Consider the following 12,485-nt stretch of genomic DNA (forward strand, 5'->3'; position numbering starts at 1 on the left):
AACAAACCCAGAACAAACACTATCTGTTCCAGTTGTGTTCCGCAACCGTTTAAAGTTTAGTGAATTTGTTGACGATTTGTTCAGCGTAACATCAGCACGCTGCATGCGGCGCCGGTCTCTGCAGCCGGCGCGAAGGGCTCGCGCACGATCAGGCCATTGGCCTCCGCGAGCGTCCTGAGCATCGAGGAGTCCTGGATGCCGAAGGGAGTCGCGACCAGGGCGCCGGCTTCCTCGCGCACGGAGGCGCGCACATAGTCCTGCCTGAGGTCGTTGGCCTGCATCGCGGCGCCCAGCCGGGCCGTTCGCAGGTCTTGCCGGTGGTCGCGGCCGCCGAGCCGGGCAAGCAGCGGCTTCAGGAAGAGTTGCGAGCAGACGATGCTGGCTACCGGATTGCCGGGCAGGCCGATGCACCGGACATTGCCAAGCCGGCCAAACATCAGCGGTTTGCCGGGGCGCATGGCGATCTTCCAGAAGTCGAGCTTCATGCCTTCGCCGGTCAGAACGTCGTGGATCAGGTCGTGATCGCCGACCGAGGCGCCGCCGAGCGTGACGATGACGTCGGCGTTCGCCTCGACCGCTTTCCGGACCAGCGCGGCGATTGACTCCTTGCGGTCGGCAGCGATGCCGAGATCGAGCACGCGCGCGCCGACCGACTGGGCGGCGGCGGCAACGCCATAAGCGTTCGATGAAATGATCTGGTCGGGGCCGAGCGTGCTGCCCGGCGGTAGCAATTCATCGCCGGTGGCGATGATCGCGACCAGCGGCCGGCGCACGAGGTTCAAGGCAGGGTGGTTGGCCGAGGCCGCGAGCGAAAGGGCCGCCGCGTCGAGCACGCGGCCCTTTTCGAGCAGCACGTCGCCCTCGACGAAGTCGAGCCCGCGGCGGCGCACATTGCGTCCTTCCGCGGTCGGTTCCGTCACCTCGATCCTGCCATTGCCGAGATCGCGGACATTTTCCTGGATGACGACGGTGTCGGTGCCCTCGGGCAGCGGCGCGCCGGTGAAGATGCGCACGGCCTGGCCTTTTCCGACGGCTCCGGAGAAACTTCGTCCGGCGGGCGCCATGCCTATGACCTCGAGCTGCGCCGGCGCCGCGGCAACATCGGCGGAGCGCATGGCATAGCCGTCCATCGCGGAGGCATTGAAAGGGGGCTGCGGGCGCAGCGCGACCACCGGTTCCGCCAAAACCCGACCGGCCGCGTCCGCCAGCGGAACGCTCTCGCCCGGCAATGGCGTCGCGTCGTCGAGCAAGCGTTCGAGCGCTTCGGCGACTGGAACCAGGGCCATCAGGCATCCACCTTGTAGTCGCCGGACTTGCCGCCGGTCTTCTCGACCAGCCGGACGCCGGAAATCACCATGCCGCGGTCCGCCGCCTTGGCCATGTCGTAGATGGTGAGGCAGGCGACCGTGGCTGCGGTCAGCGCCTCCATCTCCACTCCGGTCTTGCCGGTGACGCGCGCAAGCGCGGTGACCCTGAGGCCGGGCAGCGTGCGGTCCGGCTCGATCTCGACGGCCACTTTGGTGAGAAGCAGCGGATGGCAAAGCGGGATCAGCTCATGCGTCTTCTTCGCCGCCATGATGCCGGCGATGCGCGCTGTGCCCAGCACGTCGCCCTTCTTGGCGTCGCCGGCGAGAATCATCTCCAGCGTTTCCGGCTGCATGGTGACAACACCTTCGGCGACCGCGGTGCGGGTCGTCTCGGCCTTGTCGCCGACATCAACCATGTTGGCTTCGCCCTTGGCGCCGAGATGGGTGAGGGCCATCTTAGATGGCCTCGACCGCTGCCTTGCCCGTGAGCAGCAATTTCGTCGCCGCGGCCACATCGGCCTGTCGCATCAGGCTCTCGCCGACGAGAAAGGCGCCGATGCCGCTCTTCTGCATCCTGAGGCAGTCGTCGTGCGTGAAGATGCCGCTCTCGCTGACCAGCAGGTAGCCGCCCGGCACCATTGGCGCCAGTCGCTCGGAAGTCTCAAGGCTGGTCTCGAAGGTCCGTAAATTGCGGTTGTTGATACCGATCAGCCGCGACGACAATTTTAGCGCGCGCTCCGTTTCGGCCTCGTCATGCACTTCGATCAGCGCGTCCATCCCGAGCTCGAAAGCGGTAGCTTCCAATTCGCTCGCCAGGGCATCGTCCACGCTTGCCATGATGATCAGGATGGCGTCTGCGCCCCAGGCCCGTGCTTCGTAGACCTGGTAGGGGTCGAACAGAAAATCCTTGCGCAACGCGGGCAGCGAAACCGCCTTGCGCGCATTGGTCAGAAATTCTGGAGCGCCAAGGAAAGACGGGGTGTCCGTAAGCACCGAAAGGCAGGCGGCGCCACCTTTCTGGTAGGCCCGTGCCAATGACGGCGGATCGAAATCGGCGCGGATCAAACCCTTGGAAGGGCTGGCCTTCTTGATTTCGGCGATCAGGCCGAAGCTCCCCGCTCTGCGCTTCGCCTCAAGCGCCGCCAAAAAACCGCGCGTCGCATCGGCATCCTTTGCCCGCGCCTTGATCTCGGCCAGCGGTACCTTCGCCTTCGCCGCCGCGATCTCGTCGCGCTTATAGGCTTCGATCTTGCGCAGGATGTCCGACAAGGTCTTATCCGTTCGAAATTTCGACGAGCTTGTCCAGCACGCCAAGCGCGCGGCCGCTGTCGATCGCCTGCGCCGCCGCCGCGATGCCGTCGGCCAGCGTCGTCGCCTTGCCGGCCACGACCAGTCCGGCGCCGGCATTCATCAGCACCGTGTCGCGATAGGCGCCGGCCGCTCCGCCCAGCATATCGCGCAATTCCTTGGCGTTATAGGCCGCGTCGCCGCCGCGCAGCTCTTCCTTGGTGTGCCGCTTCAAGCCGACGGCTTCCGGCGTCAGGGTGAAGCTGCGGATCTCGCCGCCGGCAAGCTCCGCCACCTGGGTCTCGCCCGTCGTGGTGATCTCGTCATAGCCGTCGCCATGGACGACCCAGGCGTGATCGGCGCCCAGCGCCTTGAGCGTCTCGGCCACCGGCATGATCCATTCCGGCAGGAAAACGCCGACCATCTGGCGGCTGACGCCGGCCGGGTTCGACAAAGGTCCGAGCAGGTTGAAGATGGTGCGGGTGCCGAGCTCGACGCGGGTCGGTCCGACATGCTTCATTGCCGGATGATGCGCAGGCGCGAACATGAAGCCGACGCCGGCCTCGTGGATGCAGCGGCCAATCAGCTCCGGCGAGATATCGATCTTGACGCCCAGCGCCGTCAGCACATCGGCCGAGCCGGTCAGCGAGGACAGGCCGCGATTGCCATGTTTGGCGACCGGCACGCCGGCGGCGGCGATGATGAAGGCCGAAGCGGTCGAGATGTTGACCGAGTGCGAATTGTCGCCGCCGGTGCCGACGATGTCGATGGCGCCGTGCGGCGCCTCGACACGCAGCATCTTGGCGCGCATCGTCGCGACCGCGCCGGATATCTCGCTCACGGTCTCGCCGCGCACGCGCAGCGCCATCAGGAAGCCGCCGATCTGGCCGGGCGTCGCATCGCCCGACATGATGATGTCGAACGCCTCGCGGGCTTCCTCGAAAGAAAGCGCGGTGCCGGTAGCGACCTTGGCTATGTGTGTCTTTAGCGCGCTCATCGTGTCTGTGCTTGCGAAACGGCGTTCGGATCGATGCGAACGGCATATTGCGACTGCAGCTGCGCCACCAACTGGTCGAGCAGGTCGTCGGACATGCCGGCGCCGAAGGATTTCTGCGCGTCGTCCGGCACCGCGCTGCCATCGGCGCCTGCCGGCTCGAAGACCTCGGCGACCTTGAACAGGATCTGGCCGTCGCCGGTGGGCGAGGGGATCAAACCGGTGCCGCCTTCGCCGACGCCGAACATGGCCGCAGCGCCGCCCTTGCCGAAATCGGCATCGTCGGCTTCACGCTTCAGACCACGCTTGGTCTGTTTTTCGAGCTTGAGCTCGCCAGCAATGGCGTCGAGCGTGGTGCCGGCCTTGAGGCGCTTCTCCAATTCCTGTGCCTTCGCGTTGAGCCGCTTGTCGGTCTCGGCCTCCGTCCAGTCGGCCACGACCTTCTTGCGGACTTCGTCCAGCGTGCGGTCGCGCGCCGGCGTGATCGATTGCACCTCGTAGAAGACAAAGCCATTGTCCGCGGTGGTCAGCCCCTCGTTCTCGGTATTGGGCTCCGTCGCGAACACCGACTTGATCAGCGTGGCCGATTCCGGCAGATCGTTGACGATCGTGCCGTCGGGGCGCTGGCCGGTCCGGTCGATGGCGTCGATGGTGACGACCTTGAGCTTCAGCTTCTCGGCGGCCTGGGCAAGCGAGGCGCCCGAGGCGCGGGTGTCCTCATAGCTGTCATGGACGTCCAGCAGGATCCGGCTTGCTTCGCCGAGCGCCAGGTCCTTGCGGATCTGGGCGGACACTTCCGAAAGCGGCTTCACCACCTGCGGCTTGATCTCTGTGACGCGCAAGAGCACGGGACCGAAGGCGCCCTGAACGACCGGGCTCACCTCATTGGCATTGAGGGAGAAGGCCGCATCGGCGACCGCCTTGTCGGCGATCTTGTCCTTCGACAACGTGCCAAGCAGCGTGTCGGCCGGTGTCTTACCTTCGGCGGTGATGAGCTTGTCGAAAGTGGCGCCTGCCTTCAGCGAATCGTAGGCGGCCTTCGCCGCATCCGGCGTCTTGAACACCAACTGCTCGATGGTGCGCATCTCGGGCGTCGTGTAGCGCGCAATGTTCTTCTTGTAGTCGTCGCTGACCTGCTGGTCGGTCACGGCGGACGGATCCGCGATGTCCTGGGGCTCCAGCCGGACATAGGAGAATTTGCGATATTCCGGCGCGGCGTAGTTCTTCTTGTTGGCGTCGAAATAAGCATTGAGGGCGCTGTCGGACGGCGCCTCGATCGGCTGCACAAGCGTCTTTGGCAGCACGAGATAGTCGATCGTGCGATCCTCGCCGCGGTAGAGCGAGACCGCCTTCAGGAAGGTCTGCGGCACCTTGAGGCCGTCGGAAATCGCCTCGACGATCTGCTGGCGCACAGCCACCTGCGCGCGGTTCTTGAGGTAGTCCTCAGGCCGCATGCCGAGCTGGCGCAGAAGATATTCGAAGGTCCGACGATCGAACTGGCCGCTGGGTCCCTTGAAAGCCGGATCCTCGCGCGTCAGTTCGGCCAGCCGATCCTTGGAAAGGCCGAGCCCGAGCTTGCGCGCCTGCTCGTCGAGCACGGCGCCAGAAACGAGCTGCGCCAACACCTGGTTGTCGACGCCGAGCAGCTTGGCCTGTTCTTGGGTGACGCGCTGGCCATATTGCTGCGACAGAAGGTTGAGCTGGCGATCGTAAGCGAGGCGGTACTCGTTGATCGAGACCTCCGTGCCGCCGGCAGTGATCACCGCGTGATGACCGCCCAGCACGCCTCCCACCATGCGCGTGGTCGCGCCCCAGGCGAGGAAACTCACCACCAGCAAGGACAGCAACGCCTTCGCGACCCAAGTGCCTGCCGCGCTTCTCAATATACCAAGCATGCATACTTCCGATTTTTGCGCATTTTCGCCTGCGCCGAGTCTGAAACAAGCGCAATAGCGCCCTTCCGGTCCACTGTCGATTGCTTTGTGACCTGATTTTGGTAGTGAGGGCGCTGCTTAATGTCGCTCGGAGAACGCGCCCCATGACCCCTGGAATCCGCCCGCTTGTCGCCGGCAACTGGAAAATGAACGGCACCAGCGCCTCGCTCAACGAGCTGCGGTCGATCGGCAACGGGTTCATGAGCGGGCTCGACGCGGAGACCGAAGCGCTGGTGTGCGTGCCGGCGACCTTGCTCCAGCGCGCCGCCGAGATCCTGTCGCGCACGCCGGTGCGGGCCGGCGGAGAAGATTGTCATCCCAAGGAGAGCGGCGCCTTCACCGGCGAGATTTCGGCCGAGATGCTCAAGGATGCCGGCGCAAGCCACGTGATCGTCGGCCATTCGGAGCGTCGCGAACTGTTCGGCGACAATGATGCGACGGTCCATGCCAAGGCATCGGCCGCCTGGCGGGCGGGGCTTGTGGCCATTATCTGCATCGGCGAGACGCGCGCCGAGCGAGAGGCGGGCGCCACGCTCGATGTTCTGTCGCGTCAGCTCGAAGGGTCGGTTCCGACCAGCGCTACCGCGGCGAACACCATCATCGCCTATGAGCCGGTCTGGGCGATCGGCACCGGCCTGACCCCGACAGCGGCCGACGTCGCCGAGGCGCATGCGCATATTCGCGGCAAGCTGATCGGGTTGCTCGGCGATGCCGCGGCCAGGATGCGCATTCTTTACGGCGGCTCGGTCAAGTCCTCCAATGCGGTGGAACTGCTCGGGGTCGATAATGTCGACGGCGCGCTGGTCGGCGGCGCCAGCCTGAAGGCGGCCGACTTCCTGGCGATAGCGGAAGCTTACATGAACATCTCCTAGAGACCATTTGGAAATTCTACTCCGGTGGCCATCTGGCGGCGTTTTCTGCGCTTCCGGTGCTCACGGACCTGAACGTCCGCTGCGCTCCGGTTCTCGAAACCACCACCATATGACTCGCCGGAGTGAATTTCGAAACGGTCTCTGGGCTTCCGCGGCATAAATCGTTGTATTGGCCGCATTGCTTCCCATATTCCCGGCCACGGGCTTGGAAATGCCGCCAAAGCATTGTAAGGAGCCGCCTCCAAAACACCGGTCATATGCGCGGTCGCGCAAGGCCTCGCCAGGATAAATTATGGAAACCGTACTGATCGTCATCCACCTCATGGTCGTGCTCGCCCTTGTCGGCGTTGTGCTGCTGCAGCGCTCCGAAGGCGGCGGCCTGGGCATCGGCGGCGGTTCCGGCTTCATGACCGCGCGCGGCGCCGCCAACGCGCTGACCCGAGCCACCGCAATCCTGGCGGCGGCCTTCTTCGTAACCTCGCTGGCGCTATCGATCCTTGCCCGCTACGGCGAGAAGCCGATCGACATCCTCGACCGTCCGGCGACGTCCAGCCAGGGCAAGGGCGTGCTCAACCAGCTGCCGGGTTCCAATGGGCCGGTGGGCACTTCCAAGCCCGCGGCTCCGGCCGGCAGCGCGGCTCCGTCGGGCGGCACGATGACGACCACGCCGCTCGCCAATGGCACGACCGCGCCGGCCCCGGCAACGACGCCAGCTCCAGCCGCTCCCGCGCCCGCGAATCCGGCCACGCCGCCGGCAAACAATGGCGTCACCCTGCCGGTCACCCCGCAGGTTCCGAACCAGTAGCCGGACAAGCACCGGGCCGTGATCTGTGGTTCTTTGAACACAGTCGCGGCAAATGCGCGCCCGATCACGAAGATTCAACCGGGCGTAGCGCGTGCCTCAGCTTGAGGCGACGACGGCTAATCGATTATAGAATGCGCGCGGCACTATTCGGCGTCCTTGGGGGGCGCCGGGCGACGCCGTGGGCAACTTGCTTTGAAAATCGGATCTTCGCCATGCAGCTTCGCAGCTTAATCCTTCTGGGATTCTGTGCCGTCCTCGGCATGGGTTCCACGGCCCTTGCCGGACCGGCAAATCTGGCCACGTCCCCGTCGGTTGAGAAAACCGACGCAATTCCTGTCGCCGCCAAGAGCGACGCATCGCAGCTGAGGCTTCTCAAGAAGAAGAAAAACCCGAGCTCGGACGATCTTGCGCAGATCAGCAAGCTCGAGGCCAAGATCGCGGCCGACAAGGAAGCCGCCAAGCAAAAGGCGCTCGATGCCCGCAAGATGGCGATGCGCGAGGCGGCCAAGGCCAAGGCGGATGCCGCGCGCCAGGAGTGGCTCGCCAAGAAGAGCGGTGGCCCCGAAGTCGCCGACGCCAAGCCTGCCAAGAAGACCGTCAAAGTGATCGAGCCGCTGACGCCGGTTGCGCCGATCGCTCCGATCCAGACCGCCGAGCCGATCCCGGCCGAGGCGATGAACATCACGGCCACGGGCAACAATGGCGAGCTGCGCAGCGAAAACCCCGGCCAGAAGCAGACGAGCAGCGGCGGGCTGTTCGCCGGCCTCTTCGGCGGCTCGTCGGTGAGCTCGATCAATTACCTGCCCGAGACCCGTGCGCTTGATTCTGCGCTGGCCAAGAAGGCCGCCAAGCGGCCCTTCAAGGTGAAGCCGGAATTCGTGCCGCAGGATGTTTCCTTCTCGGGCTACGAGCCTGGCACCATCGTCATCGATACCAGTGCACGCCGCCTCTACCTCGTCGAGTCGTTTTCCACTGCCCGCCGCTATGCCATCGCGGTCGGCCGCGAAGGCCTGCAGTTCAAGGGCACGGTAGCCGTCGGCGACAAGCAGGAATGGCCGCGCTGGATCCCGACGCTTGACATGCAGAAGCGCGAGCCGAAGCATTACGGCCAGTACAAGGATGGCATGCCCGGCGGTGGCGAGAATCCGCTCGGCGCGCGCGCCATCTACCTCTATGACGGCAAGAAGGACACGCATCTGCGCATCCACGGCACGATCGCGCCGCAGTCGATCGGAACCAGCGCCTCCAATGGCTGCTTCCGCATGATCAATGAGCACGTCATGGACCTCTACAGCCGCGTCAAGATCGGCACGAAGGTTGTGATTATCTAACGACCTCCATCGAACTGCCGAAAGGGCCGGCATCGCCGGCCCTTTTGTTTTGATGCATGTCGTTCTCCCAAAACTGCTTTGCACTTTTGAGCAACATGTTTCGCGAAGCCTCCCTCGGGAGCACGGCGCCATTTTGGGAAAAAGCCTTCGCGGCGGTTTTTTCTCTGGCGGAATCAATCAGGCCGCGTTAAGCGATGACTCCCATGGCGCGATATGTATTCATCACAGGCGGCGTGGTTTCCTCACTCGGAAAAGGCATCGCCGCAGCAGCTCTTGGGGCTCTTCTGCAGGCGCGAGGCTATCGCGCGCGGATCAAAAAGCTCGATCCTTACCTGAATGTCGATCCTGGAACGATGTCGCCATATCAGCATGGCGAAGTGTTCGTGACCGATGACGGTGCCGAGACCGATCTCGATCTCGGCCATTACGAACGCTTCACCGGCCGCTCGGCAAACCAGCAGGACAACATCACCACCGGCCGCATCTACAAGAACATTATCGAGCGCGAGCGGCGCGGCGACTATCTCGGCGCGACGGTGCAGGTGATCCCGCACGTCACCGACGAGATCAAACATTTCGTGCTGGACGGCAATGACGACTACGACTTCGTGCTGTGCGAGATCGGCGGCACGGTCGGCGACATCGAGGCGATGCCGTTCCTGGAAGCGATCCGTCAGCTCGGCAACGACCTGCCGCGCAACAATGCGGTCTATGTGCATCTGACGCTGATGCCCTATATCCCGACCGCCGGCGAATTGAAGACCAAGCCGACCCAGCATTCGGTGAAGGAATTGCGCGGCATCGGCATCGCGCCTGACATCCTTTTAGTGCGCGCCGACCGGCCGATCCCGAAGGAAGAGCGCAGAAAACTTTCGCTGTTCTGCAACGTGCGCGAAAGCGCCGTGATCCAGGCGCTGGATGTGCCGCATATCTACGACGTGCCTTTGGCCTATCACCAGGAAGGCCTCGATTCGGAAGTGTTGGCGGCCTTCGGCATCGACCCTGCGCCGAAGCCGCGCATGGAGCCGTGGCAAAAGCTTTCCAGCCACATCCACAATCCGGAAGGCGAGGTGACCATCGCCATCGTCGGCAAATATACCGGCCTCAAGGACGCCTACAAATCGTTGATCGAGGCGCTCTCGCATGGCGGCCTCGCCAATCGCGTCAAGGTCAAGCTCGACTGGATCGAAAGCGAGATCTTCGAGAAGGAGGATCCGACGCCCTGGCTAGAGAAGGTGCACGGCATCCTGGTTCCCGGTGGATTCGGCGAGCGCGGCTCCGAGGGCAAGATCCTGGCGGCAAAGTTCGCGCGCGAACGCAAGGTGCCTTATTTCGGCATCTGCTTCGGCATGCAGATGGCCTGCATCGAGGCGGCCCGCTCGCTGGCCGGCGTCGACCATGCGTCGTCGACCGAATTCGGCCCGACCGATGAGCCGGTCGTCGGCCTGATGACCGAATGGCTGAAGGGCAACATGCTGGAAAAGCGCCGGGCCACCGGCGATCTCGGCGGCACGATGCGGCTCGGCGCCTATCAGGCCGAACTCGCCAAGGGCTCGAAGATTGCGGAGATCTATGGCGACACGCAGATTTCCGAGCGTCACCGGCACCGCTACGAGGTCAACATCGACTACAAGCAGCGGCTCGAGGATTGCGGCCTGGTGTTTGCCGGCATGTCGCCCGATGGCGTGCTGCCGGAAACGGTCGAATATCCCGACCATCCCTGGTTCATCGGCGTGCAATATCACCCCGAACTGAAGAGCCGGCCGCTCGACCCGCATCCGCTGTTCGCCAGCTTCATTTCGGCCGCGGTGGACCAGTCGCGCCTGGTTTGAACGACCGGCCGGCACATTGGCCATGCAAACTTATGTCGCGCTGCTCTACAGCATCATTCTTGGCGAGGGGCGGCGCGTGATTATGGCCGACCTCAAGGCCATGGCGGAAAGCCTCGGGCTGAAAAACGTCCGCACGCTGGTCGCCACCGGCAATCTGGTGTTCGAGGCGCGGGCGGGCGAAATCTCAAAGCTCGAGCAGCGACTGGAAAAGGCCTTCGAAAAGACCTTCGGCCGCCATGTCGACATCATCGTGCGCGGTGCCGGGGACTGGCTGAAGCTTGCGGCCGGCAATCCATTCCCGGCTGAATCCGCGACTGCGGCCGATCAGGTTGCGGTGCGCGTGATGCGAGAACCGGCACCGGCGGATGCCGTTGAAGCGCTCCAGGCCTATGCCGCAGGCGACGAGAAGGTGCTTTGGGTCGACGGCGATATCTGGCTTGTCTTCTCGCGCGAGCGGCCGAGCTCGCGACTGCTCGCCGCCGCCAATCACAAGCGCTTCGGCGTCGGCACGTCGCGCAACTGGAACACGGTGCGCCGGCTGGCGGAGATGGTAGGCAGTAGGCAGTAGGCAGTAGGCAGTAGGCAGTAGGCAGTAGGCAGTAGGCAGTAGGCAGTAGGGTGGCATCTTCTATTGCCTGATCCCTGCTGCCTACTGCCTTGTTTCAGGCCTTGGCGGTCCTTGCACCCGCGCCAAGCGCCATGGTGCGCAGGACGTAGTAGACGGCGCCCGCGATCGCCACGCCGAAGAACCAGCCATAGACGCCCCACCAGGACGGCAGCCAGTTGGTGAAGTTGGGCAGGATCGAGGAGAAGATCGCGCCGATGCCGGCGGCGATGAAGGCGCTGACATGCCAGCCGCTCTGGAAACGGAACTCGCCGTCCTCGCGATAGAGCGCCTCGACGTCGACCTCGCTTTTGCGGATCAGATAGTAGTCGACCATCATCACGCCGAAGATCGGTCCCATCGTCGCGCCGATGATGTTGACGAAAGAAGCGGCGCTGCCTTCCCATGGCGCGAAGGGATAGAGCACCAGGGCGATCAGCGCCGCGATGTAGCCGCCCTTCTTGAAGTCGATCTGGCGCGGGAACACGTTGGAGAAGTCAAAGGCCGGCGAGACGAAATTCGCAACGACGTTGATGCCCAGCGTCGCCACCGCGAAGGTCAGCGCGGCAAGTGCCGCCAGGAACCAGCTGTCGAACTTGGCCGAGATCTGGTCGGGATGCAGTAGCACCTCATGGTAGACGTCGTAGGCGGCGATCGTGGTGACGCCGGCGACCAGCGAGAACAGGATCAAATTGACCGGCAGGCCCCAGATGTTGCCCTTGCGAAGTGCTGCATTGTCCGGCGCATAGCGGGCGAAGTCGCAGAAGTTGAGATAGAGCGCAGAGAAATAGGTCACCCAGATCGCTGCCACCGCGAACAGCGCGGTCCAGGATCCAGGCTCGCCCGGAACGCCGGCGTCCTTGGTCTTGTCCAGCAGCACATTCATCGGGATGTCGCTGGTGAAGGCGAAAGTGCCGGACTTCACACAAAGAAAAATGGCCAGGATCAGCATCATGACCCAAACGGCCGGGCCGGCCCAGTCCTGGAAGCGGCGGACGGTTTCCATGCCCTTCTGGATGATCAGCAACTGCAGCGCCCAGATGATGACGAAGCAGATCACCTCGAGCGTGGAATGACCGAGCATGTGCGAGCTCTTGTTGAACTCGTCGAACCATTGCAGACGCGTCAGCAGCGCGACGATCGCGCCCGACGCCGCGGCCGTCTGCGCGCCGTACCAGAAGCAGGCGACGATGGCGCGCACCAGGGCCGGGATGTTGGCGCCCCAGATACCGAAGGAGGCGCGGGCAAGCACGGGGTAGGGCACGCCGGTCTTCACGCCGGCATAGCCGACCAGGTTCATCAGCGCGTAGATGATCAGCGAGCCGATGCCGATGGCGATGACAAAGTTGACGAAACCGCCGCAGAACAGAAACAGGCTGGCTGCCAGATAGTAGCCCCAGAGGCTGTGGACGTCCGACGTCCAGACGTTGAAGATCGAAAACGGTCCCCAGTTCCTGACCGTTGCGGGAGCCAGATCCTCATTGTAGAGGTCGGGCGATGCGCCTTGAATGGTCATTGC

General features: G+C 63.9%; 11 protein-coding genes. 5 read left to right on the forward strand and 6 right to left on the reverse strand.

The window, feature by feature from the left end; genetic code table 11:
• Positions 1-80: 80 nt before the first annotated feature.
• Genes glp through LB565_RS06845 form a run of 5 tightly spaced genes read right to left on the reverse strand, consistent with a single transcriptional unit; the run spans position 81 to position 5,483 of the window.
• Entirely contained in the window at positions 81-1,286 is a 1,206-nt protein-coding gene (gene glp / locus LB565_RS06825) for a gephyrin-like molybdotransferase Glp (RefSeq protein ID WP_224582372.1), read from the reverse strand.
• On the reverse strand, positions 1,286-1,762 hold the full coding sequence (gene moaC / locus LB565_RS06830) for a cyclic pyranopterin monophosphate synthase MoaC (protein WP_224582373.1): 477 nt from the start codon (positions 1,760-1,762) through the stop codon (positions 1,286-1,288). The genes glp and moaC overlap by 1 nt, the downstream gene beginning before the upstream one ends.
• A gap of 1 nt (position 1,763) precedes the next feature.
• Positions 1,764-2,576, reverse strand: a complete 813-nt coding sequence (trpC, locus tag LB565_RS06835) for an indole-3-glycerol phosphate synthase TrpC (RefSeq protein WP_224582374.1) — start codon at positions 2,574-2,576, stop codon at positions 1,764-1,766.
• Between the two features lie 4 nt (positions 2,577-2,580).
• The gene (trpD, locus tag LB565_RS06840; RefSeq protein ID WP_224582375.1) at positions 2,581-3,591 is read right to left on the reverse strand and encodes an anthranilate phosphoribosyltransferase; all 1,011 of its coding nucleotides are present in this window, start codon (positions 3,589-3,591) and stop codon (positions 2,581-2,583) included.
• Positions 3,588-5,483: a peptidyl-prolyl cis-trans isomerase gene (locus tag LB565_RS06845; protein WP_224582376.1), complete on the reverse strand. Its 1,896-nt coding sequence runs from the start codon at positions 5,481-5,483 to the stop codon at positions 3,588-3,590. The genes trpD and LB565_RS06845 overlap by 4 nt, the downstream gene beginning before the upstream one ends.
• Positions 5,484-5,626: 143 nt before the next feature.
• Between LB565_RS06845 and tpiA the strand changes: the two genes are divergently transcribed.
• The 5 genes from tpiA to LB565_RS06870 all read left to right on the forward strand — a co-directional run bounded on the left by tpiA (position 5,627) and on the right by LB565_RS06870 (position 10,930).
• Complete coding sequence (tpiA, locus tag LB565_RS06850) at positions 5,627-6,394, forward strand: triose-phosphate isomerase (protein ID WP_224582377.1); 768 nt, start codon at positions 5,627-5,629, stop codon at positions 6,392-6,394.
• A 292-nt stretch (positions 6,395-6,686) separates the two neighbouring features.
• Positions 6,687-7,199 (forward strand): preprotein translocase subunit SecG, encoded by a 513-nt coding sequence (secG, locus tag LB565_RS06855; protein ID WP_224582378.1) that lies wholly within the window; start codon positions 6,687-6,689, stop codon positions 7,197-7,199.
• 212 nt (positions 7,200-7,411) lie between these two features.
• On the forward strand, positions 7,412-8,530 hold the full coding sequence (locus LB565_RS06860) for a L,D-transpeptidase (RefSeq protein ID WP_224582379.1): 1,119 nt from the start codon (positions 7,412-7,414) through the stop codon (positions 8,528-8,530).
• Between the two features lie 194 nt (positions 8,531-8,724).
• Entirely contained in the window at positions 8,725-10,362 is a 1,638-nt protein-coding gene (locus LB565_RS06865; RefSeq protein WP_318011476.1) for a CTP synthase, read from the forward strand.
• A gap of 22 nt (positions 10,363-10,384) precedes the next feature.
• Complete coding sequence (locus tag LB565_RS06870; RefSeq protein ID WP_224582380.1) at positions 10,385-10,930, forward strand: DUF1697 domain-containing protein; 546 nt, start codon at positions 10,385-10,387, stop codon at positions 10,928-10,930.
• A gap of 94 nt (positions 10,931-11,024) precedes the next feature.
• On the opposite strand, the gene LB565_RS06875 is transcribed toward LB565_RS06870, so the two are convergent.
• The gene (locus LB565_RS06875; protein WP_224582381.1) at positions 11,025-12,482 is read right to left on the reverse strand and encodes an NCS1 family nucleobase:cation symporter-1; all 1,458 of its coding nucleotides are present in this window, start codon (positions 12,480-12,482) and stop codon (positions 11,025-11,027) included.
• Positions 12,483-12,485 lie beyond the last annotated feature (3 nt).

It is taken from the genome of Mesorhizobium sp. CA14 (assembly GCF_020165195.1).
GTDB lineage: Bacteria > Pseudomonadota > Alphaproteobacteria > Rhizobiales > Rhizobiaceae > Mesorhizobium.

Coding starts and splice junctions, on each gene's coding strand:
- LB565_RS06875 (WP_224582381.1), bottom strand. CDS start 12,482: ATGACCATTCAAGGCGCATCGCCCGACCTCTACAATGAGGATCTGGCT.
- LB565_RS06860 (WP_224582379.1), top strand. CDS start 7,412: ATGCAGCTTCGCAGCTTAATCCTTCTGGGATTCTGTGCCGTCCTCGGC.
- LB565_RS06865 (WP_318011476.1), top strand. CDS start 8,725: ATGACTCCCATGGCGCGATATGTATTCATCACAGGCGGCGTGGTTTCC.
- trpD (WP_224582375.1), bottom strand. CDS start 3,591: ATGAGCGCGCTAAAGACACACATAGCCAAGGTCGCTACCGGCACCGCG.
- secG (WP_224582378.1), top strand. CDS start 6,687: ATGGAAACCGTACTGATCGTCATCCACCTCATGGTCGTGCTCGCCCTT.
- LB565_RS06870 (WP_224582380.1), top strand. CDS start 10,385: ATGCAAACTTATGTCGCGCTGCTCTACAGCATCATTCTTGGCGAGGGG.
- glp (WP_224582372.1), bottom strand. CDS start 1,286: ATGGCCCTGGTTCCAGTCGCCGAAGCGCTCGAACGCTTGCTCGACGAC.
- tpiA (WP_224582377.1), top strand. CDS start 5,627: ATGACCCCTGGAATCCGCCCGCTTGTCGCCGGCAACTGGAAAATGAAC.
- LB565_RS06845 (WP_224582376.1), bottom strand. CDS start 5,483: ATGCTTGGTATATTGAGAAGCGCGGCAGGCACTTGGGTCGCGAAGGCG.
- moaC (WP_224582373.1), bottom strand. CDS start 1,762: ATGGCCCTCACCCATCTCGGCGCCAAGGGCGAAGCCAACATGGTTGAT.